This window comes from Haloarchaeobius caseinilyticus (assembly GCF_051207395.1).
Taxonomy (GTDB): domain Archaea; phylum Halobacteriota; class Halobacteria; order Halobacteriales; family Natrialbaceae; genus Haloarchaeobius.
This window is the reverse complement of the sequence record NZ_JBPJZC010000001.1, coordinates 1,253,117-1,274,453: the sequence shown is the minus strand read 5'-3', so window position 1 is coordinate 1,274,453 and position 21,337 is coordinate 1,253,117. Positions and strand designations below refer to the sequence as shown.

The 21,337-nt window shown below is 64.5% G+C and carries 21 protein-coding genes; 11 read left to right on the top strand and 10 right to left on the bottom strand.

Annotated features, from left to right (window positions below):
• Positions 1 to 14: 14 nt before the first annotated feature.
• Positions 15 to 1,211, top strand: a complete 1,197-nt coding sequence (locus tag ACSC1P_RS06755; protein ID WP_435359373.1) for a redox-regulated ATPase YchF — start codon at positions 15 to 17, stop codon at positions 1,209 to 1,211.
• Between the two features lie 154 nt (positions 1,212 to 1,365).
• Here the strand turns inward: ACSC1P_RS06755 and ACSC1P_RS06750 are convergent, their stop codons facing one another.
• Entirely contained in the window at positions 1,366 to 1,815 is a 450-nt protein-coding gene (locus ACSC1P_RS06750) for a phosphatase (RefSeq protein WP_435359372.1), read from the bottom strand.
• A gap of 86 nt (positions 1,816 to 1,901) precedes the next feature.
• On the opposite strand from ACSC1P_RS06750, the gene ACSC1P_RS06745 reads away from it, so the two are divergent.
• Positions 1,902 to 2,942, top strand: coding sequence for an NAD(P)/FAD-dependent oxidoreductase (locus ACSC1P_RS06745; RefSeq protein WP_435359371.1), 1,041 nt, complete (start codon positions 1,902 to 1,904; stop codon positions 2,940 to 2,942).
• Positions 2,943 to 3,210: 268 nt separating this feature from the next.
• On the opposite strand, the gene ACSC1P_RS06740 is transcribed toward ACSC1P_RS06745, so the two are convergent.
• Positions 3,211 to 4,785: a hypothetical protein gene (locus tag ACSC1P_RS06740; protein WP_435359370.1), complete on the bottom strand. Its 1,575-nt coding sequence runs from the start codon at positions 4,783 to 4,785 to the stop codon at positions 3,211 to 3,213.
• Between the two features lie 117 nt (positions 4,786 to 4,902).
• On the opposite strand from ACSC1P_RS06740, the gene ACSC1P_RS06735 reads away from it, so the two are divergent.
• Positions 4,903 to 5,796, top strand: a complete 894-nt coding sequence (locus ACSC1P_RS06735; protein ID WP_435359369.1) for a DMT family transporter — start codon at positions 4,903 to 4,905, stop codon at positions 5,794 to 5,796.
• A 73-nt stretch (positions 5,797 to 5,869) separates the two neighbouring features.
• Positions 5,870 to 6,394 carry a gamma carbonic anhydrase family protein gene (locus ACSC1P_RS06730; RefSeq protein ID WP_435359368.1) on the top strand — a complete coding sequence of 175 codons (525 nt, stop codon included), beginning with the start codon at positions 5,870 to 5,872 and terminating at the stop codon, positions 6,392 to 6,394.
• 111 nt (positions 6,395 to 6,505) lie between these two features.
• Here ACSC1P_RS06730 and ACSC1P_RS06725 read toward each other — a convergent pair whose 3' ends face one another.
• Both ACSC1P_RS06725 and ACSC1P_RS06720 read right to left on the bottom strand, forming a co-directional pair.
• On the bottom strand, positions 6,506 to 7,792 hold the full coding sequence (locus ACSC1P_RS06725; RefSeq protein ID WP_435359367.1) for a carboxypeptidase regulatory-like domain-containing protein: 1,287 nt from the start codon (positions 7,790 to 7,792) through the stop codon (positions 6,506 to 6,508).
• Positions 7,793 to 7,929: 137 nt separating this feature from the next.
• Positions 7,930 to 8,295, bottom strand: a complete 366-nt coding sequence (locus ACSC1P_RS06720; protein WP_435359366.1) for a hypothetical protein — start codon at positions 8,293 to 8,295, stop codon at positions 7,930 to 7,932.
• 188 nt (positions 8,296 to 8,483) lie between these two features.
• Here ACSC1P_RS06720 and ACSC1P_RS06715 point away from each other — a divergent pair, with 188 nt between their 5' ends.
• The 3 genes from ACSC1P_RS06715 (at position 8,484) to ACSC1P_RS06705 (ending at position 11,490) form a co-directional block, all read left to right on the top strand.
• Positions 8,484 to 9,818, top strand: a complete 1,335-nt coding sequence (locus ACSC1P_RS06715; protein ID WP_435359365.1) for a phosphoribosylamine--glycine ligase — start codon at positions 8,484 to 8,486, stop codon at positions 9,816 to 9,818.
• A gap of 130 nt (positions 9,819 to 9,948) precedes the next feature.
• Positions 9,949 to 10,914: a phytoene/squalene synthase family protein gene (locus tag ACSC1P_RS06710; RefSeq protein WP_435359364.1), complete on the top strand. Its 966-nt coding sequence runs from the start codon at positions 9,949 to 9,951 to the stop codon at positions 10,912 to 10,914.
• Between the two features lie 138 nt (positions 10,915 to 11,052).
• Positions 11,053 to 11,490: a disulfide bond formation protein B gene (locus tag ACSC1P_RS06705; protein ID WP_435359363.1), complete on the top strand. Its 438-nt coding sequence runs from the start codon at positions 11,053 to 11,055 to the stop codon at positions 11,488 to 11,490.
• A gap of 110 nt (positions 11,491 to 11,600) precedes the next feature.
• On the opposite strand, the gene cruF is transcribed toward ACSC1P_RS06705, so the two are convergent.
• Genes cruF through crtID form a run of 3 tightly spaced genes read right to left on the bottom strand, consistent with a single transcriptional unit; the run spans position 11,601 to position 14,846 of the window.
• Entirely contained in the window at positions 11,601 to 12,467 is an 867-nt protein-coding gene (cruF, locus tag ACSC1P_RS06700; RefSeq protein ID WP_435359362.1) for a bisanhydrobacterioruberin hydratase, read from the bottom strand.
• Entirely contained in the window at positions 12,460 to 13,359 is a 900-nt protein-coding gene (locus tag ACSC1P_RS06695; RefSeq protein ID WP_435359361.1) for a prenyltransferase, read from the bottom strand. The genes cruF and ACSC1P_RS06695 overlap by 8 nt, the downstream gene beginning before the upstream one ends.
• Positions 13,356 to 14,846, bottom strand: a complete 1,491-nt coding sequence (gene crtID / locus ACSC1P_RS06690) for a bifunctional phytoene desaturase/3,4-desaturase (RefSeq protein WP_435359360.1) — start codon at positions 14,844 to 14,846, stop codon at positions 13,356 to 13,358. Before crtID ends, ACSC1P_RS06695 begins: the two co-directional genes overlap by 4 nt.
• A gap of 99 nt (positions 14,847 to 14,945) precedes the next feature.
• Between crtID and ACSC1P_RS06685 the strand changes: the two genes are divergently transcribed.
• Both ACSC1P_RS06685 and ACSC1P_RS06680 read left to right on the top strand, forming a co-directional pair.
• Positions 14,946 to 15,644 (top strand): SDR family NAD(P)-dependent oxidoreductase, encoded by a 699-nt coding sequence (locus tag ACSC1P_RS06685; protein ID WP_435359359.1) that lies wholly within the window; start codon positions 14,946 to 14,948, stop codon positions 15,642 to 15,644.
• Between the two features lie 45 nt (positions 15,645 to 15,689).
• A complete protein-coding gene (locus ACSC1P_RS06680) occupies positions 15,690 to 16,583 on the top strand; it encodes a ZIP family metal transporter (protein WP_435359358.1) in 894 nt (297 codons plus the stop codon).
• On the opposite strand, the gene ACSC1P_RS06675 is transcribed toward ACSC1P_RS06680, so the two are convergent.
• The gene (locus tag ACSC1P_RS06675; RefSeq protein ID WP_435359357.1) at positions 16,569 to 16,916 is read right to left on the bottom strand and encodes a hypothetical protein; all 348 of its coding nucleotides are present in this window, start codon (positions 16,914 to 16,916) and stop codon (positions 16,569 to 16,571) included. The two genes, ACSC1P_RS06680 and ACSC1P_RS06675, sit on opposite strands and share 15 nt — an antisense overlap.
• Before the next feature lie 52 nt (positions 16,917 to 16,968).
• Positions 16,969 to 17,475 (bottom strand): hypothetical protein, encoded by a 507-nt coding sequence (locus tag ACSC1P_RS06670; protein WP_435359356.1) that lies wholly within the window; start codon positions 17,473 to 17,475, stop codon positions 16,969 to 16,971.
• Positions 17,476 to 17,634: 159 nt separating this feature from the next.
• Between ACSC1P_RS06670 and ACSC1P_RS06665 the strand changes: the two genes are divergently transcribed.
• Together ACSC1P_RS06665 and ACSC1P_RS06660 are read left to right on the top strand one after the other, a co-directional pair.
• A complete protein-coding gene (locus tag ACSC1P_RS06665) occupies positions 17,635 to 18,237 on the top strand; it encodes a response regulator (protein WP_435359355.1) in 603 nt (200 codons plus the stop codon).
• 168 nt (positions 18,238 to 18,405) lie between these two features.
• Positions 18,406 to 20,694: a bacterio-opsin activator domain-containing protein gene (locus tag ACSC1P_RS06660; RefSeq protein ID WP_435359354.1), complete on the top strand. Its 2,289-nt coding sequence runs from the start codon at positions 18,406 to 18,408 to the stop codon at positions 20,692 to 20,694.
• A gap of 447 nt (positions 20,695 to 21,141) precedes the next feature.
• On the opposite strand, the gene ACSC1P_RS06655 is transcribed toward ACSC1P_RS06660, so the two are convergent.
• Positions 21,142 to 21,336, bottom strand: a complete 195-nt coding sequence (locus ACSC1P_RS06655; protein ID WP_435359353.1) for a DUF7576 family protein — start codon at positions 21,334 to 21,336, stop codon at positions 21,142 to 21,144.
• Position 21,337: the final 1 nt, after the last annotated feature.

Below are 21,337 nucleotides of genomic sequence, written 5' to 3'. Positions count from 1 at the left end.
GCTTTCTCGTTCCAATGAGTTACAAAATCGGTCTCGTGGGCAAGCCATCGGTCGGCAAGTCCACGTTCTTCAACGCGGCGACGATGAACGACGTGCCGGAGGGCGCGTACCCGTTCACGACCATCGACCCCTCCGTCGGCGAGGCGTACGTCCGCGTCGACTGTGCAGCCCCGGAGTTCGAAGAGACGTGTACACCGGACACCGGCTACTGCGCCGAGGGGACACGCTACGTCCCGACGAAACTCGTCGACGTGGCCGGACTGGTTCCCGGGGCACACGAGGGCCGCGGCCTCGGCAATCAGTTCCTCACCGACCTGAACGAGGCCGACGTGCTGGTCCACGTCGTCGACTTCTCCGGCACGACCGACATCGAGGGCGAGAACACCGAGGGTCACGACCCCCGCGAGGACATCGACTTCCTCGAGAACGAACTCGACCAGTGGTACGTCGGGATTCTGGAGAAGGGCATCGAGAAGTTCGAGAACCGCTATCAGGGACAGGACGAACTCGCCATCGAGGTCGAACTCGCCGAGCAGATGTCCGCCTTCGGTGTGAACAAAGACGAAATCAAGAAGCTCATCCTGCGACTGGACCTCGAACTCGACCCCGGCACGTGGGAGGCAGACGACCGTGAGGCCCTCGCTGAAGAGATTCGCAAGTACACGAAGCCGATGGTCATCGCGGCGAACAAGATGGACACGCCCGCAGCACAGGAGAACTGGGACGAGATTACCGAGGACTCCGACTACGACCACCTCACGTTCGTCCCGGCCAGCGCGCACGCCGAGAAGGCGCTGAAGAACGCGGCCGAGCAGGACATCGTCGACTACGACGCCGGCGACGAGGACTTCGAAATCACCGGCGACATCTCTGACGAACAGGAAGAGGGCCTCGAACAGATTCGCGAGTTCGTCACCGAGTTCGGCGGCACCGGCGTCCAGCAGGCCATCGAGACCGCACTGTTCGACGAACTGGGCGTCATCGCCGTCTTCCCCGGCGGGGCCGAGGCGATGGGCGACGAGCAGGGCCGCGTCATGCGTGACTGCTTCCTCCTGCCCGAAGGCGCGACGACCTCCGACTTCGCCTACCACCTCCACTCCGACATCGGCGACGGCCTGCTCCACGGCCTCAACTGCCGGACGAAGCGCCAGATGGGTGGTGACACCGAACTCGACCACCGCGAAGTCGTCGAACTCGTCACGACGAGCTGAACAGGTCCGACGAGGGTTCAAGTACGAACAGGCGGCCACGGCTGGTGTGTTCTGACCATCGCCGCGTGACGGTCTTGCGGGTGCGCGACGCCCCGTCATGCGACTTTCGTGACCGACGGTTCGGCCGCCCGTGTCGCCTGTTCGCAACACTTTCTCAGCTTCTCGCAGCCAGATAGACGACGCCGAGTTCGTGCAGTGCCGGGTGCGGAACGGCGACTGGCCGCGCTGCCTGCACGCGGTCGAGTCCCGCCAGAAACGGCTCTTCCTGCTCGACAGCGAGCGCCGTCGCCAGCACTGCTGCACTCCGTGACACGCCCGCTTTGCAGTGGACGAGCAACGAGCCAGCCTCGGCCAGAAACGCCCGTGTCTCGTCGACTGCCGCCGCGAACTCGGGCCAGTCCGTCTCTGGACCGTCGACGAGCGGATGGTAGTGCGTCGTCTCCGGCTGTCGTTTCTCCGTCAGCGACAGCACTGCATCGAACGAACGGGCAGTCGTCGCGTGGACGTTCCCGATGAAGACACTGGCGTCGTCGACTTCGCAGACGACCGGATACGGCTCGACGTAGCCGAAGGGTCGGACGTGGAGGGTCTCCTGTTCGGACACGGAACCGACGATCAGCCGATGGGGAACAAGTCTTCCGCTCTCGTTCGGGTTTCTCCCTATACTGGTGCAGACCCTACACATCGTCAATGACACGAACGGTCGCAGTCGTCGGAGCCGGTGCCGCAGGCGTCGGCGTCGCAGACGCCCTCCGAGCCGAAGACGACACCACGGTCACGCTGTTCGACAAGGCCAGAGGTATCTCCGGTCGCGCCGCGACCCGCCGCAAACACGGTTGTCGCTACGACCACGGCGCGAACTACCTGAAACCGGGCGACGACGCCTGGCTCTCTTCCCTCCTCGACGACCTCGACAGTGACGGCCTCGTCGACATCGAGGAACCGGTCTGGACCCACGATGCGGATGGAACCATTGCGGAAGGCCGCGACGACGACTCGCCGAAGTGGACCTACACCGAGGGAATCACGCAGTTCGCCAAGCGCATCGTCGCCCGCTCGGACGCCACCGTCGAGACCGAGACCAGAATCGAGGAGGTTTCGAGGACGGCCGACGGCTGGCACCTGACCGACACCGACGGCGACGAGTACGGCCCGTTCGACGCGCTCGTGCTGACGCCGCCAGCCCCGCAGACTGCCGACCTGCTCGCCGCCACAGATTGGGACGACGACCGCCGCGAGCGGCTGCACCGGGCCGTCGACGCGGTGCCGTATCGGACGGTTCGTACCCTCGTGCTGCACTACCCGTTCGAAGTCGACCGGCCGTGGTACGCACTGGTGAACCCAGACCGAGAGCATCCGGTCGGCTGGCTCTCGCGGGAAGCGTGCAAACCGGGGCACGTCCCAGACGGCCAGAGCCTACTCGTCGCCCAGATGAGTCCCGACTGGTCGGTCGACCACTACGACGACGAGACCGAGGATGCGGCTGCCGAGGCCGCCGACCTCGTAGCCACGCTCCTCGGCGACGACCGACTTCGCGAACCGGACTGGGTCGACTCGCAAGGGTGGCGCTACGCGCTGCCAGACGAGGCAGTCGACATCGAGGCTGCTCGCTGTGCGGAGGATGCTGGCCTGTTCGTCGCCGGCGACTGGGTGGTCGGTGAGGGCCGAGTACATCTCGCGTTCGAGAACGGCCGGTCAGTCGGGTCGCGCCTCGTTGACGCGTTACAGTGAACAGGCTGTTGCGTCGGGCAGCAGTCCCAAAAATACGTAAAACCGCTCGCGTCTGCATTCCTGCTGTCCATGACAGGCCGCATTTCGGGGCTGTCGACACGGCGCGTCGCTGCCCCACCAGCGACGAACCGCGTCTCGTCGACAACCGTTCAGCATCAGTAGCTCCGGCTGGAACTCGCCTAAAACTCCCGAGGAAATCGTCGGCCGAATCGCGCCTCGAAACGAGACTCGTCAGCGAGCGCATCGGAGTCGGTTGCTGTTCGTCTGTTCAGACCCAGTCCGAGAGTTGGACCAGATACGTCGAGGTCGTCCCGTCGTCGAAGGTGAGCGTCACGAGTGCCGAGTCCCCGGATTCGACGGTCCCCTCGAACCGGAACGAGACGGCCGTTTCGCCGTCGACAGTCACCGGCGTCGCGAGGTCGGAACTCGCGTCTCCGAGTGCGAGCGTCGGATTCCCAGCGTCGCCGACGACCAGTCCAGTCGGCTCGTCGCCCTCGCGGTCGGTGTAGAACGCGTCGAAGCTGGCCGCGACCACGCGTTTCGTCTCCTCGCCCGCGGCAGGAGTGAACCGCACGGTTGCGGTACCGTCGACTGGTGCGTCGACGCTCGCGAGGAACACGCCCGAATCGCGGCCCTGGTCGAGTAGGTCACCAGCCGCTGCGCTGGCGGTGTCGCCCACCACCAGCGAGAACGTCGTAGACTTCACCGGGTCAGTCTCGTCCTCGCCGAACCAGAACGTGATTGCGATGGTCTGGTCGATGTCGCCCGGTTTGTAGCTGAACGTCGCGGTGCCGTCCTCGTCGGTCGGCCAGTTGTTCGGCGTCAATTCGCCGGTCGGGTAGGTGCCTCGGACGATGACGCCTTCGACCGGGTTGTTGTACGCGTCGAGCACCTGTACGACGAGTTGTTCGGTCGACCCGGCGGGGACGAAGCGGTCGCCACCGGCCTGTTTCACGATGTAGGCCGGCTCACCGGCCGCGGCCGGCGTGTCGCTGTCGCCGACCTGCACGCGGGCCAGTCTGAGGTTGTAGAACTTCCCGTCGGCCAGCGTCACGGTCAGCGTGTTGACCGACTCGCCGGACTCGAACGTGTAGTCGGCGACGTTGCCACCGTTACTGACGAGTTCGCTCGCGAGGATGTCGTCCCAGCGTGCCTCGTCGAGCGTGGTCTGGACGGTCAGCGTGAGTCGCTCGCCGACCGTGTTGATGACGGTGAGTTCCCGTGCGGGTGCACTGACTGGCCCGACGCTGAACTGTGCCGCGTCGACGCCCTCAGCAGCGATGTCGGCGTCGACACCGACGAGCGTGAGTCTGTTGCCGCTGATGAAGCCTTCGTCGGCAACGAGCGTCGTCTCACCCGAGCCATCGCGCGTGAAGACGACACCAGGTTCGTACACCGTCGCCGGGGCGTCACGGTACTCGTTGTAGTGCGGTTCGTAGACGAGTGCGCTGGAGTCGACCCTGATGGTGCCATCGACCGACGCGAGGTACTCGGCCACGTCGGGGTCCAGTGCGGTCGCGTGCTGGAGTTCGACGCCGAGTTCGGCACTCGTGAGCGACCCCGACGACGGAGCAGGATTCGAGAAGAACAGCCGAGACGGGTACGTCGTCCCGAGCGTGACTGTCGCGGTTTCCGGTGCCCCACTTCCGGCGACGCGGTAGGCGCTGCCGTGGAGTGCCGTGAACTCCGAAGCGACCTGCGTCGCGTGGTCGCGTTCTACCTGTGCGTTCGCCGTCGAGACGGTGTCCAGTTGCGTGACGGTGACGAGAGAACTCACGAGCAAGACGGTGACGACGACCGCGATGACTCGGGAGGTTCCCCACTCCTCCAGTCGAGAATACATGTGAGTGTAACGACGTGAAGGACTATAGCACTTTCTGCGCAGAAAGAAAGTAGCACTTTCGTTACTGTCTTCGCCGCTTCCGGTAGGCTAAGGGCTGGACGGACCGTCGACCTCGGCGTGAGCGACGAGTTTCTCGTCTCCGGGCTAGCGATTGCCGCCGCCTGCATCTGGGCACTCTCGATGACGCTCCAGAAGCGAGGGTTGGCCGCCGGCGGCACCGTCTTGCAGGGGTCACTCATCGTCGCGGTCGTGGACGCCGTCTGCTACTGGACGGTCATCGGTGGCATCACCGTCACGACCGGCCACACGCCACCGATAACGCTGTTCGTGCTGGGAATCTTCTTCGTCTCGGGGACGGTAGGCACCGCCGTCGGTCGGCTATTCTCGTTCGTCGGCATCGACCGCGTCGGCGCGAGTGTGAACTCGGCAGGTATCTCCACTCGGCCGCTTTTCGCCGCGGTCCTCGCGTTCCTCGCCATCGGCGAGGTCGTGAACGAGTTGACCGTTGTGGGAATGGTCGTCCTCGTCGTCGGTCTCGTCGTCCTCACGCTCTCGGATGGGGGCGACCTCTCCGGCTGGGAGCCGTGGGAACTCGCCTTCCCGCTGTTGGCGGCCGTCGCCTACGGCGGCAGCGACGTGGTTCGGCGCTTCGGTCTGACCGAGACGGCCGTCTCACCGCTGGAAGCGGTCGCACTGCACGAGACGTGGGGTGTCCTGTGGCTCGTCGGTATCCTCGCCGTTCGCGTCGGTCGTGAGGCCATCGACATTCCGCGGCGGGCCCTCGGCGTGTTCCTCGTCGCCGGCGTGTTCAACGCCGCATCGCTGTTCCTGTTCTTTCAGGCGCTCTCGCTGGGGAACGTCGCCGTCGTCTCGTCGCTCCTCGGGACCGCACCGCTGTTCGTCGCGGTGTTCACGGCACTGCTGCTCGGCGACCTCGAACGTGTGACACGCAGACTGGCTGTCGGTGCGGTACTGGTCGTCGCGGGCGCGACGCTCATCACACTGGCGTGAGTCGCCACGGTGTCTAACACAGTGGACAAGTCAGGGGCTAAGGGTTTTGCTGCTGGCGCGCCTCCACTGTTGCATGGCAGACCGTCGCCACTACGAGTTCGAGGGAACTGCACCGACCGTCCACGAAGATGCGTACGTCGCCCGCGACGCGACGCTCGTCGGCGACGTGACCGTCGAAGCAGACGCGAGCGTCTGGCCCGGTGTCGTCCTGCGTGGCGACGTCGGCCCGGTTCGCGTCGGTGCGTCGTCACACATCGGCGACACCGCCGTCCTCCACGACTCGCGAGTCGGCGAACGAGTGATGGTCGGACACGGTGCAGTCCTGAACGACGCAGACGTCGGGAGCGGTTCGCTCGTCGGTATCAACGCGGTGCTCAACTCGGACGTCGAGGTCGGCCAACGGTGTATCGTCGCGGCCGGGACGGTCGTCCCGGACGGTTACTCCATCCCGGACGAATCGTTCGTCAGAGGCGTCCCCGCCGAGGTCGTCCCACTCTCTGAGACCAGTATCGACCCCGAAGAGATCGCAGACGCGTACTCGTCGGGAGCGTACACCGACCTCGCGTCGAGACACGCGGACCTGTTCTCTCGCGACTGAGTCGGCACCGGCCGTCGCCTGCAGTCGCTACTACTGCCAGACTCGTTCTGAAAGAAGGGGATGCCGGGTCGATTCCCACCTGAATCGACGCGCGGCAGAATCGTTCGTCAGTCAGTCTCGCCGAAGAGCGACGAGTGCCGCCCCGAGGAGTGCAACGAGCGCCACGCCGACACCGAAGCCCGGCGAACCGCCGCTGTCCTCGCTCTCGTCCGTCGCAGTCTCGGTCGTCGACTGGACAGTGTCCGTCGTCGGCGCCGTCGTCGACTGCGCCGTGGTCGTCGTCTCCGACGTTTCTTCGTCGCCGCCGTCGCCCGAACCCGCCTCGATTCCTTCGACGGTCACGCCGTCAGCGGTCACGGAGCCGTTCTTGGCGACGAGTTGGACGTCACCGGCCGATTCGATGGTGACGGCCGCTTCGCCGTCTGCGTCCGTCGTCGCAGACGAACTACCTGCAGTGACCTCTGCGCCTTCGACGACGTCACCGTATTCGTTGGTGACCGTCACGCGGACGGTCTGCCCGACGACCACCTGGTCGTTGTCTGGTTCGACGGTCAGTTCGGGGGTCCGTGAGATTTCGTACGTCAGGGTGCGGTCGTCTTCGCGAACGTTCAGTTCCTGCGTTCGCGTCTCGTACCCGTCCTTCGTCACCGTGATGGTGTACTTGGTGTTCACGTCGAGCGTGAGTGCGCCGCCGCCGTTCGCGTCGGTTCGGACGGAGCCAGCGGTGCCCGAGTCGTCGGCGACCTCGACGAGCGCTTGCAGCGGCTTACCGTCTATTCGCGGGTCGACGACGTTGAATTCGACGCTCACGCGGCCCTGTTCGACGTCGATGGTCTGGTTGGTCTCGCCGTCGAGTGTCAGGGTCGTCCGACGGTCGAGATAGCCAGCCTTCTGCACCCAGACGGTGTAATCGCCAGCCTCGAGGTCCGTCGCGGTGAATACGCCGTTGTCACCGGTCTTACTCTGGGCGGCAGGGACGGACTGTCCCGACTTCTGGAGCGTCACGACCGCACCCGAGACCGTGCCGTCACCGTCCTCGACGGTCAGCGTCGCCGTGGACTTCTTGTACATCGTCACGGTCTCGTCCGTGTCGCCCTGTACGTTCGAGAGGGTCTTCGGGTGGTTCCGCACGAGGGACGGGTGTGACACCTCGATGGTCACGTCCGATCCCTGCGGAACGTCGAAGAGTACCTCACCGTTCGATACTGTCTCTCTCGTGTCGCTCTCGTCGCCGTAGGTGATGGTCACCTCGGCGTTACCCAGGCCGTCGCCGTTCGCGTTGACGACCGTCACCCGGAGCGTCACGTCTGCGGCCCCACCAGCATCTGCTGTGGCCGCCACCGACGCGGCCGGTGCGAGGAGCAGGAGGAGACCTGCTACGATGGCTGTCAGTCGCATCGGCTCTGTGTCACTCCCGTACTCACTTAAATTTCGCTGGTTCTGTCGCTGTTGCTGGATGATTCTTGTTCCGAAGAAAATAGCACGTGACCGGTGTCGTGGTGACCAGTCTCGTCGTGGCCGGCGACTCGGCGTTCTCAGGCCGTCGCGACTCGGACTGGACAGTCCGCCCGCTGGAGGAGCGAACCGACGTGCCGGTCGAGCCCACCGTCGGCGGCCGCGTCAGTACTCGCCGAACAGACGACGTACTCGTCCGCGGTTACGTCGTCGGCGACCGCGAGCAGGTCGTCGAGCGTCTGGCCGTCCCAGTGCGCCGTCGTCACCTCGATGTCGGTGCGGATGCCTTCGATGGTCGCCGCGGCCGACGCCGTCGTGGCGGTCGCGTCTTCGTCCGCGCCCAGCCCGACGACGTGGACGGCGTCGTCGGCTTCCAGATGGGCTGAAAGGTACTCACAGGCCGCTGCGGTGGTTCGCGCCGAGTCTGTCGCCAGCAGGTATTGCATGACAGTTAGACACACGTTCCCGATATCGGAAAAGCGAGGCCCAACAGACAAAGGGTTCGCTTCCGAGAATTAGCAATTCGGGCCAGTATTTTCGCCGGGATTTCGGACTCTGGCTGGTCAAACCGGTGTTCTCGGTCAGTATCATAACCTCCCAAACATTTACGCGCTAGCCACGAGGGGAAACGAGCATGGACCGCCGTAACTTCCTCTTCGTCTCCATCGACGGCCTCGTCGGTGACCTCGCGTGGCAGGTTCGACAGGAGGGCCACGACGTTCGCTACGCCATCGACAACGAAGACGAGGGCGACATCGCCGACGGATTCGTTGCCAAGACCGACGACTGGGAGGCCGACGTGCCGTGGGCGGACGTAATCGTCTTCGACGACGTGTTCGGGCACGGAACCAACGCGGAACGCCTTCGAGCCGAGGGGAAAGCCGTCGTCGGCGGGACGGCGTACACCGACCGACTGGAGGAAGAGAAGGGCTTCGGACAGGAAGAACTCGCTGACCACGGGGTGAACATCCTCCCGCGACGCCAGTTCAGTGACTTCGGCAAGGCCGTCGAGTTCGTCCGCGACAACCCCGCGCGGTACGTGGTCAAACCGTCGGGTGAGGTTCAGAACGTAAAGCGCCTCGTCTATGTCGGGCAGGACGACGACGGCAGCGACGTAATCGACGTGTTACAGGCGTACGAGAAGGCGTGGGGCCATCGGATGAAGTCGTTCGAACTCCAGCGGCGGGCCGACGGCGTCGAGGTGGCCGTCGGCGCGTTCTTCGACGGAGACGCGTTCGTCGAACCGGTGAACGTCAACTTCGAGCACAAGAAGTTGTTCCCGGGTAACGTCGGCCCGGCGACGGGCGAGATGGGTACCTCGATGTTCTGGACCGAACCGACGGCGCTGTTCGAGCGGACCTTACGCCCACTGGAGGACACACTCGCTGAGGAGGGATACGTCGGCTACATCGACCTGAACTGCATCGTCAACGGCCGCGGCATCTACCCACTGGAGTTCACCTCCCGCTTTGGCTACCCGGGCATCTTTATCCAGCAAGCAGGGATGAAGACGCCACTCTCCCGGCTGCTGGCCGACATCGCCAACGGGCGGGACCCCGACCTGCAAGTCCACCGTGGTTTTCAGGTCGGCGTCAGGGTGTGTCTCCCGCCGTTTCCTTTCGACGACGAGGCGACGTTCGTCGAGAACTCGAAGAACGCGGCGGTCGTCTTCCGTGAGGCGTTCGAAGGCGAACGTCCACCGGGGGTCCACATCGAGGACGTGAAACGCGTCGGCCCGGACGGCTCGACCGAGGGCGTCACCCCGGCCGACGGCCAGTGGCGTGTCGCCGGGACCTCCGGCATCCCACTGGTCGTCATCGGCCGGGGGGCATCGATGCGCGCGGCACAGGCGCAGGCCTACCGCCGCATCGAAGATATCATCCTCCCGAACATGTACTACCGCGACGACATCGGCGACCGCTGGGTCGACGACGGCGACCGACTCCACTCGTGGGGATACCTCCGATGACGGGCGGAGTAGTAGCCGATGCACCGACTGGCAGTGGGTACCTAACAGGTTGTGCACGCAGGCTATTTCCTTTCCTGTCGTATCGTTTACTACGCAACGCCCTCTGGGCTTTTCGCGACTCAGTCAGACAATGAACGACACACAGGTCAGTACGGGGAAGGCGATTCAGCGAAAGACGGGGAAGACGTTCCACATCGCCACGAAGCTCCTCCCCGAACGCATCCGCCATCCGACGTACGTACTCTACGGGTTCTTCCGCATCGCCGACGAAGTGGTCGACGACCCGGGCGACGCCACACCCGCAGAACAGGCCGACCGACTCGACGAAATCCGGGCGCAGGCCCTCGGTACCGTCGAGACCGACGACCCGGTGCTCACCGCGTTCGCCGAACTCCGCGAGCGCCACGACATCACCGACCAGTGGGTGAACGAGTTCATGGACGCCATGGCGGCGGACATCGACACCGACTACTACGAGACCTACGCCGACCTCGAGACGTACATGCGCGGGTCGGCCGCGGCCGTCGGCGTGATGATGACCGACATCATGGAACTCGACGAGCGCGAGTACGAGCGGGCGCTCCCACACGCCATCAAACTCGGTGAGGCGTTCCAACTGACGAACTTCCTGCGGGACGTGCGCGAGGACGTGGTCGACCGCGACCGGGTGTACCTCCCAATCGAGACGCTCCACCGCCACGGCGTCAGCATCGACGAGATTCTGGCACTCGAACCGAGCGACGGCGCGCGTGCGGCCGTTCGTGAAGAACTGCACCGCGCCGAGGACCTCTACCGCGAAGGCGTCGCCGGGATTCGGTACCTCCCCGAAGACTGCCAGTTCGCGGTGTTGCTCTCGGCCGTCCTCTACGCCGAACACCACCGGCCCATCCGTGCCGTCGACTACGACACCGTCACGCACGAACCGAGTCTCTCGCTCGCCCGGAAACTCTCGCTGGTCGCCAAGACTCGCTGGCACTGGCTGTGGAACAAGGACCCTGAAGCCGTCTTCCACCGCGTGAGTGCGGTGCCCGACAACGACGACGCCGACCACCACGGGCACGGGAAAGGGTGGATGCGCTGGCTGCCGACGCGGTAATTCGTTCTCACTGTCGTTCGTGAACGCTGACCTCGCCGTGGTGACTCCGATTTACGGAGACACACCCGGGTAAACCCCGGCAGAACGAGCAATTTCGTGAGGTTAACCATACTTACCATCGTGGCTAGTCTACACTCGATGAATCCCTTTGACTCGCAGCGACGTGTTCTCGGCGCCGCCGCGCTCGTCGCAACCATCGCGACGGCTGGAAGCCTCTACTTCAGTTTCGGCATGGGGCTGTTCCCCTGCGAACTCTGCTGGTTCCAGCGAGTCCTGATGTACCCGCTCGTCGTCGTCCTCGGCGTCGCAGTCGCCGAGAATCGGGCGGAGATATATCGCATCGTCCTCCCGCTCGCGGCACTGGGATGGGTCATCGCCGCGTACCACTCCTATGCGCAAGTGGTAGGAAACACGCTCGTGTGTTCGGGCTTCTGTACGACGGTGCAGTATCAGCTGTTCGGCGTGTTGACCATCCCGAACCTGTCGCTCATCGCCTTCAGTGCGATTCTGGTGCTCGTTGGGTCTCTCGCGTACGATGCGCGGCGGGCGGCGCCTGCAGGTGCGGCGATCCGCTAACGCATCGAAGTACTGGGTGAGACGGAGAACTGGAACGAACCGTATTTTCGTCGTCGCAGAATCAGTCGACAGGGTCGACGCCGAGACGGAGGCTGTAGAAGTCCCTACTCTCAAAACCCACGTCGAACCGTCTTCACCAGCGCACTATCACCGACCGCGAAGTCGAAGCGGTCGGTCTGGAGCAGGCCGACGCCGAGGCCGACCGCGAGCGCAGTCGGGACCCAGTTCCCGTAGACGGCGTTGATACCGCCCCAGAGGAGCACGAAGCTCACCAGGTCGTCGAGCATGAAGTCACAGGAGTCGAGGCGGGTGAGCAGGGCGGTTCTGGAGAACGCCACGTCGAACAGGACGACGGCGACCGTCGCCGAGAGCATCCAGCCGAGGTAGTTCGAGACCGGCACGCCGTAGTAGCCGCCGACGCCGCCGGGGTACGCCGCGTACTCCCAGAAGTTGACCGCGACCGCGCCCGGGTCGAGGACGAGGTCGGTCACGAGCACGGCCGCGATGGTGGCTGGGACTCGGCGAAGCGCACTGGCTGCCTGCTCGCCGAGGAGGAGTAAGACGAGCAAGTAGGCGTTGAGGACCAGTGGGAAGAAGAACACGGGCAACCCGATGGGTACCTCGCCGAACAGCATCGGCCCGAGCGAGATTTCGTACTCGAAGTGGCCGTACGGCCAGCCGGTTCTGACGCCGAGCAGTTCGATGGCGTAAGCGTAGAGGGTGAGCAGGCCGAGGCTCGCGACCGCCTTGCGACCGACCAGCGGGAGTAGGCCAGCGACGAGCGGGAGGCGCATCACGACGACGCCGAACAGGATGAAGAAGGCGTTGTACGTCAGAAATTCTGGGAGCAAGCCCTCGGTACTCGCCACCAGCGTGATTGCGCCGACGAGTGGGAAGACGACCGCGATGGTGAAACGATGTTCCCTGACGAGTTCGTCCAGTCGGCCTTCGACCTCTCGTCGGTCGAGTTCACCCATAGAGCATCACCCAGAGCCCGCCCATCGTCATGAGGAACCCGACGACCGTATTGACGAACGGGAACCACCAGTACGCCCGGTCGACCGCCACGTCGGAGACGGCGATGCCGGTGACGAACACGGGATAGACGGCCAGCAGCGCGCCGAGTCGCCAGTCGACCAGCGCGAAGGACACCGCAGCAGCGAGCCACACCACGCCGCAGTAGGCGTAGGTTCGGGAGTCGCCGAGGAACGTAGCCGTGGTGGCGATACCGGCCTCGCGGTCCGGGTCGATGTCCGGAATCGCGGAGAAGGTGTGCATCGCCATGGTCCACAGCCAGCCGCCGAGGATGGCCAGCGCGGGTGGGAACTCGCCAGCGATGGCCGCGAACGCGACGACGCCGGGCAGGATGTACAGCCCGTTCGAGAGCGAGTCGAGGAACGGGTTCGTCTTGAACCGGAGCGGCGGCGCGCTGTACTCGATGGCGAGGACGTAGTACGCCACGAGCGCGATGGCGGCCTCGATTGGGAGCACGAGGAAGAACACGAGACCGAGCAGGCCACTGGCGAGGATGATGCCGTCGACGAGACGGCTGCCGCGGTATCTGACTTCCTTGCCTGATTTCTTCGGGTTGTGTTCGTCAACGTCGTGGTCGAACACGTCGTTGACGCCGTAGAGGAACACGTTCGCGGGGAGCGTGAAGTACAGGAACAGTGCGACGGCGACGGGGCTGAACAGCTCTGCCGGATTCGCAGCGGCGTAGCTCGCCCCGACGACGACCGGGCCGGCGAGGTAGAACCAGAACCGGGGACGCGAGAGACGTAGGATGTAGCCGGAGAGCGTCTCGGCGGCCGGAAGCGCGCTGCTCAGTCGACTCGCCACGTCGCCCAGTCGCGTCGCCAGTTGACTCATCGCGCGTCGTGGTCCGCCAGCACGGCGTCGGCGGTGAGTTCGCCGCTGATGAGGCACATCGGGACGCCGATGCCTGGCGTGGTGTACGACCCGGTGAAGTACAGCCCGTCGACCTTCTTCGAGCGGTGGGGCGGGCGGAACAGCGCGGTCTGGCGCAGCGTGTGGGCCATCCCGAGCGCCGACCCCTGCATCGAGTTGTAGCGTTCGCCGAACTCCGAGACCGAGAAGATTTCCTCGGTCACGATGCGCTCGCGCAGGTCGGTACCAGTGAATTCGGCGATATCGTCGAGCACGAGTTCGCGGTACCACTCCCGGGTCTCTTCGTCGTCGTCCAGTCCGGGTGCGATGGGGACCAGCGCGAACAGATTGCTGTGGCCCTCGGGTGCGACCGAGTCGTCGGTCTTCGAGGGGACACAGAGGTAGTACGCGGGGTTTTCGGGCCACTCCGGGTCCTCGAAAATCTGGTCGAAGTGGCGCTCCCACTCGGTCGGCAGCACGAGCGAGTGGTGTGCCAGTTCCTCTACGTCACCCTCGACGCCCATGTACATGAGGAACGCCGACGGGGCGTAGGTTCGCGAGTCCCAGTAGTCGGCGTCGTACTGGCGCTTCTCCTCGTCGAGCAGGTCCTGTTCGGTGTGGGCGTAGTCCGCGTCGCTCACGACGATGTCGGGCGTGTACTTGCTTCCGGGCTCCGTCTCGACGAGAAAGCCACCGCCGCGACCCTTGATGGCCGTGACCGGCTGGTCGACTTCGAACTCGACGCCCAGTTCTTCGGCCATCGTGACGATACCGTCGACCACGCCGCCCATCCCGTCTTCGGGGTACCAGACGCCGAGGTTGAAGTCGACGTGACTCATGAGGTTGTACAGCGCGGGCGTGTTCTTCGGCGAGCCACCGAGGAACACCAGCGTGTACTGCATTATCTGCTGGAGCTTCGGGTGGTCGAAGTACTTCTCGACGTGGTCCTGCATCGACCCGAGCAGCGACAGTCCTCTCGCTTGGCGGGCGACGTCGATGTCCATGAAGTCGCGGAACGAGGCGCGGTCTTCGTAGACGAAGTGCTCCATCCCGACTTCGTAGTTCACCTCGGACTTGTCGAGGTAGTCTTCGAGGGCATCACCCGCGCCGGTCTCGTAGGACTCGAACACGCGCTTGGTTCGGTCGATGTCGGGCGTGATGTCCACCTCGTCGCCGTCTTTGAAGAAGATGCGATAGTGCGGGTCGAGCTGTTCCAGCCCGTAGTAGTCGGTCGGTGTGCGGTCGAACGCGCCGAAGAAGCGCTCGAACACGTCGGGCATGAGGTACCACGACGGCCCCATGTCGAACCGGAAGCCGTCGCGTTCGAGGACCGACGCGCGCCCACCGAGTTGCTCGTTCTTCTCCACCACGGTGACGGACGCCCCCGCATCAGCGAGGTAACACGCCGTCGAGAGGCCACCGAACCCGGAGCCGACGACGACGGCAGACTGGTCCGAGAGAGAGTTCATGTGGGTGTGTTGTGACGAGAGTGGGATAAACTCGCCGGGCACCCAGTTCGGACCACCGCGACCGATGCTTTCCTCTCCGTCCCCTCCTATACCGCAAACATGCAAGACACAACGGCAGTCGTCACCGGGGCGACGCGTGGCATCGGCGAAGCGGTCGCACACGAGTTCGCGGCGCAGGGGGCGCACGTCGTCGTCTGTTCGCGCGAGGCCGACGCGGTCGAGGCGCTCGTCGAAGACATCGAGAACGAGGGCGGCGCAGCAACCGGCATGCGCGCCGACGTGCGAGACGAGTTCGATATGGAACGATTGCTCGAAACCGCCTCTCGCGCCGGCGAGAACGGCGGCGTCGACACTGTGGTCGCCAACGCGGGCGTCTTCCACGGGACGCCGGGCGAGTCACCCACACCTGCCGATTCCTACACGGCCTTCGACGAACACGTACGGACGAACGCTCGGGGCGTCTTCGCCACCATCAAAGAGGCCCTGCCGCACCTGAACGAAGGTGCGCGAATCGTCGTTCCCACGGGGTCGGTCGCCCGCGAGACCAAACCCGGAATCGGCTCCTACGCCGTCTCCAAGGCAGCCGCCGAGGCCGTGGTCCGCGGCTTCGCAGCCGACACCGAGTACACGGTCGGGCTGGTCGACCCCGGGAAGGTGGCGACTGACCTCTCCGGTCCCGGTGGGCGTGACCCCGCCGAAATCGCGCCGCTGTTCGCGTGGGCCGCGAGCGACTGTCCCGCGGCGGACCTCGACGGGCAAGTCGTCGGCCTGCGAGAGTGGAAGTCGGCGACACGCTGACCGACCGAATCAGTTATTAACCGTGGTATTTTTGTTACTAACAACATGGGTACGACAGAGTCAGTTACTAACAATCAGAAGGGTGGGATGTCCTCGCTGGGGCTGGGGGCGACTGCGCTGCTCGTCGCGCTCTCGGTGGGCGCGTGGGCCATCGCCGAATCGACGAACGAGCTGAAGCCGGTCGGCATCGCGTGGGTCGCCTTCGGTGTGATGGCCGTGGCGATTCCGTTCGGCGTCCGCGCGAAAGACCAGCACGCGAAGCGACTGGTGTGGGGCTACGGGCTGGCCTCTGGTGCGATGGTCGTCAGCGCCGCGATGTTCCTGCTGCCACAGGCCTTCGGGCTGGCACAGGGTGCGGCGAATCCCGCCGTCGGGATGAAGTACGCTGGCGCAGGCGTCGCACTAGGGCTACTCGCCGGTTTCGGCTCGCACACCATCGGACACCGGTTCGCACACATCGACGTGGGCTTCGACCACACCGCAGTCGAACTCACGGCGCACGCACTCGCAGCAGGCGTCATCATCGGTATCGTCTACGGGACGATGCCGCCGCTCGGCATCGGTCTCGGTCTCGCCATCGTCTCGCACAAGGGGCCGGCCGGCTACGCCGCGGCGCGTCGCCTCGCGTCGAACGGGAAGGACGCGACCGCCCTACTGGTCCCCGCGTGTGGCGTCGGTCTGACGGCCATCCCAGCGAGTTTCTTCGACCTCTCGGGCGACCCACTCGTCACCGCGGCCGTCTTCGGCTTCGCCGCGGGCGTGTTCCTCCACGTGGCGATGGACTTCCTGCCGAAGTGTGAACTCGGCGGCGAAGTGTACGAGGTCGCGCAGGTGTCGAACAACGCCCACCACCTGCTCGACCGGCTTCGTGTCCACGCGGTCGTGAGTACGTTCTTCGGTGGCGTCGTCGTGTTCGTCGCGTGGCTACTGGTCGGGTAAGTCGTCCCCGTTTCCGTTCTCGTCGGCTGTGAGGTGTTCGTTCGCCCAGTCGGACAGCGAGTCCCAGCCGGTCTTCTCGCCGATGGCCTCGATGGCCTCGCCGAGCGTCTCGGTCGGTTCGAGTGCACGACCCGAGTCGTCCAAGCCGGTCTCCGAACCGTCCGCCTCGGGAGTGTCCGAGTAGAAGAACATCGATAGGTCCCGGTCGTAGTACACGTTCGTCCCTTGCGAGAGCAGGCCGACGTGTTCGAACTCGTCGCCGGAGTGGTCGTTCGGAGACCAGTCAGCAGTGGCCGTCGAGCCGTCGTGTGAACCGTCGCTGCTCGTAGTCATGTGTCGAACTTCGGCCCCGAGCAACGAGACGAACCGGCCTATTCCTGTTTGGCTACAGTGCGACGTCGCTCGTCGGGTCCTCGATTTCCCACAGCACCTCGGGCAAGAACGCGTCCAGATTGTCGATGACCTTCCGCTCGGAGACGTTCAATCCCTCACAGTGTTCGTGGGCTGTCTCGCGGATGTCGACGTGGATGTCGCCGTCTTCGATGGTGACGGCGAGCGGGTACACCGAACAGCGCGCCGGTTTCCAGTCGTGTTCGAGGTGGAGCGAGCAGAGGCCGTCTTCGTTCAAGAAGTAGCAGGCACGGCCGTCTTCGTCGACGTGGTCGTCGCGGTCTTTCTGCTCGGTCGTGACGAAGTCGTGGCCGCGGAACTCGGTCGTCGCATCGCTGAGGTTCGCCCGCTCGGCGAGGCCGAAGAAGTCCGGTTCGTACAGTAAGACGCCGTGGGTACAACACCAGGTACACTCCTCGACGCACTCGAACGTCAGGTCGGGGTCGAATTCGACCACGGCTTCCCGGCCGGGGTGGACCTCGACACGACGGCTGTCGTCCATCGATGTCGATTCCGGGTGCCACGCAGAAAGGTCACACGGTCTCGCCAGCCGAGGCCACGAGTGCGTTTCCAATTCACTTAGGCCGACCTTCGAGGTGACTGTATGTGCTACTCTCGGTAGCACAGCCCACCGATTCACGCAGTGATACACGCTTCCCCCATGACCAGCACGCACGCAATCGACCTGCCTGAGAATCCGACCGTCCTCGTGGCCGAAGACGACGAGGACCTCGCGGAGACCTACGATTTCTGGCTCCGTGACGAGTACGACGTTAGAGTCGCGACGGATGGCGAAGAGGCGCTCGAAACGTACGGCGACGAGGTGGACGTCGTCTTGCTCGACCGGCGGATGCCCGTGATGGCGGGTGACGAAACGCTCGACAGGCTCAAAGAGAAAGACCCGGCCGTCCGCGTCGCGATGGTGACCGCGGTCGAACCGAGCGTGGACATCGTCGAGATGCGGTTCGACGACTATCTCGTCAAACCGGTCGGACGTGACCAGATACGAGACACCGTCGAGGAGTTGCTCGTACTCGCCTCCCTCGACGAAGAGATTCGCAGCTACTACTCGTTACAGTCGACGCTCGTCGCCGCCGAAGAGAGCGCTGCGCCGACTCCATCCGAGGCACCCGAATGGCTGGTCGAACTCCGCCACCAGGTCGAGCGCGAGCGCGCGGCGCTGGAAGCGTCACTCGAGGACGTCGACGGAGTCGACAGCGGCGAGTTCGACGAACTGTTCGAGTGCGAGACGAGATTGTCTTAACTCTGTCCCGGAATCTCCCAGCCTTTTATACCCAAACGTCGAATTTGGCCGGTAATATCCACCGCCCAATTTGCTAGAAACAAGCTATAGAGGCCTCCTATCACCCGCTCAGCGACACTGCCAGCACGATGGATTTAACCCGCTGGCCGTGTGAAGACGGAGTAGGATATGGCCGACGAATTTAGCGTCCTCTACCTGACGACGGGGGAGCGAGGAACGACCCCCGACCCCGGGGGAGATGGGCACCCCTCCGTCGTCACCGAGGAGTCGTTCGCTGCACTCGGTGAGCGACTCGCGTCCGGGCAGTTCGATTGCGTCGTCGCCGGTATCGACGTCGACCCGGACAGCGGAGCGCAGACGCTACGTGCGGCCTGCGAACGCTTTCCGAAGACACCGTTCGTCGTACTCTCGGGTGATGGAAACGGTGTGGTCACGGAACCGGTCTCCGGCAGTGCCGTGGAGGACGGCGGGCCACAGATAACAGCTGACGGGTTCACGACGCTTCCCTCGACTGCGGTTCGGTCGGACAGTGCGATGACCGCTGGCAGTTTCGGCGTCTTCGCCGAACACGCCACCGACGCCGTCGTCACCATCGATGCAGACGGCAACATCAGTGGGCTGAACCCGAGCGCCACTACCCTTCTCGACTCGCAACCCGAGGAGTTGGTCGGCGCACCCCTCTCGGTCGTCTTCCCACCGGACGGCAGTCCGGGACCGGGCGTGCCACCGTTCGACTCGGACGACACGACACCAGTCCAGTGGCGGTCGACGCGACTCACGGCTAGACAGCCTGACGGTGAGGAGTTCCCGGTGGCCGCCACGTTCGGAACGTTCGAGCGGGCTGACGAGCGCCACTACGTCGGTATCGTCCGTCCCAGACAGCCTGAGTCGGCAGCTGAGGCCGACTCTTGGGCACCACGTACGCTCGATTCGTTCGTCGCACTCGACGACGACTATCGCGTTCGAACGCTCTCGCTGGAGGCCGCCGACACGCTCAGTCTCGACGCCGACACTGCAGCCGGTGAACAGCTCTGGGAACTCGTTCCCGAGACGCAACCGAGTCGCTTCCGAGCGCACCTCGAACGCGCGTTCGAGACGAAGACACCGGACCGCTTCGAGGCGTACGTCGACGCGTTCGATGCGTGGCTCTCGGTGCAGGTGTTCCCCTCGAACGAGGGGCTCACCGTCCACTTTCAGGACGTGACCGCGCAGCGTGAACTCGCCCGAGAACGTGACGAACTGGAGACGGTCGTCGAACTCGACCGACTCGCCGACGACATCAGCGACTCGCTGGTTACCGCCACGGGCTGGGCCGAAATCGCCCAACTGGTCTGTGACGGACTGGTCGAATCGCCGCTGTTCAGCTACGCGTGGTTCGCGCGAGGGTCGACCCCGACCGACGTTCTCGACCCGGCCGCGACTGCGGGTGACCAGACCTACGCCGACGATATCACCGTCACGACGGACGGCTCCCCGACCGGGCAGGGACCCGCCGGTCGAGCCGTCGAGTCCAGGACGGTCACCGTCGAGAACGACATCTTGGAGGCACCGTCGTTCGAGCCGTGGCGTGAGCAGGTACTCGACACCGGATTCCGCTCGTCCGCCGCCGTCCCCATCGTGTTCAAAGACACGCTCTATGGCGTCATCTGCCTCTACGCCGACCGCCCGAACGTGTTCACCGACGATATCGTCGAGGTCCTCTCGGGACTCGGCACGGTCGTTGGTCTCGCACTGAGTTCGAACGAACGCCGTGCTGCGCTCATCGCAGACCAGAGCGTCGAACTCAAACTGCGGATTCAGGACCCGTCGATCGAGTTCCTCGACACCACCGATGACCTCGGCATCGCGTTACTAGTCGACGGCGCGACGGCGGTCGACGACCACACCTTTACGTACTACTTCACCGCAGTCGGTCTCGACGACTTTCCGGCGTTCAAGTCCGCGTTCGAGGCACTCGACGGGGTCGACGACGTCGCCATCCTCGACCGGGATGACGACGAGACGCTCGTCACGATGACCGTCTCGGACCCACCGATTTCGACCCTGTTCGCGGAACACGGCGGGAGCATCTCCCAGCTAGAGTTCACGGAAGACGGCTGTCTCGTCGTCGCCGAACTGCCTCGTTCGGTCCCGATTCGTTCGCTCGTCGAGTCCTGTGACGCCCTGTTCGAGCGGACCGAGTTACTCGCCAAGCGAGAACACAAGCGCCCGGAGCGACGTGTCTCTGAGTACCGGTCTGCGCTCGAAGACCGGCTCACGGACCGCCAGCGCGAGGTCATCGAGACCGCGATGAACGCTGGCTACTTCGAGTGGCCGCGGCGCAACGACGCCGAAGACATCGCAGACGCCCTCGGTATCTCGTCGCCGACGTTCCACGAACATCTCCGGGCCGCACAGGAGAAGCTACTCACCGACCTCTTCGCTGGCGAGATGAAATACGCACACGACGTGGAGTAGGCCGACACCGGCTCCTAAACATATAGGGAATACGCTATTGCTATGGTTCGACGTAGCATCATGCGCCGGGAGAGAGCCACCCGGCGATAGGCACCCACCACCCCACCGCCTGCAAGCTACTACCTTCCGTTAGGAAGGTCGAAGCCCACATCTCTCTCTTTCCATCCCATCCTGTACACTCGACAGCGACGCGTCGAACAGGAGTCACGCGTGATTCCGCCGACTTCGTTCGGCCTCGTTCACTCACGAATCGGCGCAACTGTCTGTCGCGGAGTGAGTAACTGTCTGTTGCGGAGTGACCATTGTCGACCGACGTGCTATACGCTCTCGAAGAGAATGGGATGTCTGCCAAGGGGGGTGCCTGGTGGTCACAGTAGACCACCGGGTTCGTTCGTTGAGGACCGCCTGTGTGTGGTGTGCCGAAGCCCGATTCGGGACCCAGCCAGCTTAGTCTTCGTCCAACCAGTGATCGCGACACTGTTCGTCACAGAACGTGAGGATCTGGATGTTACCCTCGTCGTCGCTCTGTGTCGCGGCTGGATGCCATTCTGTCGTCTCTACTGAGTCCCCACAGACCTCACACGAGGCGTCCGTGGCTCGCTCCGTGTCGGCTGGAACGTTGTTTGTGTCTGCAGGGTCCATG

Bases quoted from the DNA above. Each gene is read 5' to 3' on its own strand.
- ACSC1P_RS06755 (WP_435359373.1), top strand. From the start codon at position 15: ATGAGTTACAAAATCGGTCTCGTGGGCAAGCCATCGGTCGGCAAGTCC.
- ACSC1P_RS06745 (WP_435359371.1), top strand. From the start codon at position 1,902: ATGACACGAACGGTCGCAGTCGTCGGAGCCGGTGCCGCAGGCGTCGGC.
- ACSC1P_RS06740 (WP_435359370.1), bottom strand. From the start codon at position 4,785: ATGTATTCTCGACTGGAGGAGTGGGGAACCTCCCGAGTCATCGCGGTC.
- ACSC1P_RS06730 (WP_435359368.1), top strand. From the start codon at position 5,870: ATGGCAGACCGTCGCCACTACGAGTTCGAGGGAACTGCACCGACCGTC.
- ACSC1P_RS06725 (WP_435359367.1), bottom strand. From the start codon at position 7,792: ATGCGACTGACAGCCATCGTAGCAGGTCTCCTCCTGCTCCTCGCACCG.
- ACSC1P_RS06720 (WP_435359366.1), bottom strand. From the start codon at position 8,295: ATGCAATACCTGCTGGCGACAGACTCGGCGCGAACCACCGCAGCGGCC.
- ACSC1P_RS06715 (WP_435359365.1), top strand. From the start codon at position 8,484: ATGGACCGCCGTAACTTCCTCTTCGTCTCCATCGACGGCCTCGTCGGT.
- ACSC1P_RS06710 (WP_435359364.1), top strand. From the start codon at position 9,949: ATGAACGACACACAGGTCAGTACGGGGAAGGCGATTCAGCGAAAGACG.
- ACSC1P_RS06705 (WP_435359363.1), top strand. From the start codon at position 11,053: ATGAATCCCTTTGACTCGCAGCGACGTGTTCTCGGCGCCGCCGCGCTC.
- cruF (WP_435359362.1), bottom strand. From the start codon at position 12,467: ATGGGTGAACTCGACCGACGAGAGGTCGAAGGCCGACTGGACGAACTC.
- ACSC1P_RS06695 (WP_435359361.1), bottom strand. From the start codon at position 13,359: ATGAGTCAACTGGCGACGCGACTGGGCGACGTGGCGAGTCGACTGAGC.
- crtID (WP_435359360.1), bottom strand. From the start codon at position 14,846: ATGAACTCTCTCTCGGACCAGTCTGCCGTCGTCGTCGGCTCCGGGTTC.
- ACSC1P_RS06685 (WP_435359359.1), top strand. From the start codon at position 14,946: ATGCAAGACACAACGGCAGTCGTCACCGGGGCGACGCGTGGCATCGGC.
- ACSC1P_RS06680 (WP_435359358.1), top strand. From the start codon at position 15,690: ATGGGTACGACAGAGTCAGTTACTAACAATCAGAAGGGTGGGATGTCC.
- ACSC1P_RS06675 (WP_435359357.1), bottom strand. From the start codon at position 16,916: ATGACTACGAGCAGCGACGGTTCACACGACGGCTCGACGGCCACTGCT.
- ACSC1P_RS06670 (WP_435359356.1), bottom strand. From the start codon at position 17,475: ATGGACGACAGCCGTCGTGTCGAGGTCCACCCCGGCCGGGAAGCCGTG.
- ACSC1P_RS06665 (WP_435359355.1), top strand. From the start codon at position 17,635: ATGACCAGCACGCACGCAATCGACCTGCCTGAGAATCCGACCGTCCTC.
- ACSC1P_RS06660 (WP_435359354.1), top strand. From the start codon at position 18,406: ATGGCCGACGAATTTAGCGTCCTCTACCTGACGACGGGGGAGCGAGGA.
- ACSC1P_RS06655 (WP_435359353.1), bottom strand. From the start codon at position 21,336: ATGGACCCTGCAGACACAAACAACGTTCCAGCCGACACGGAGCGAGCC.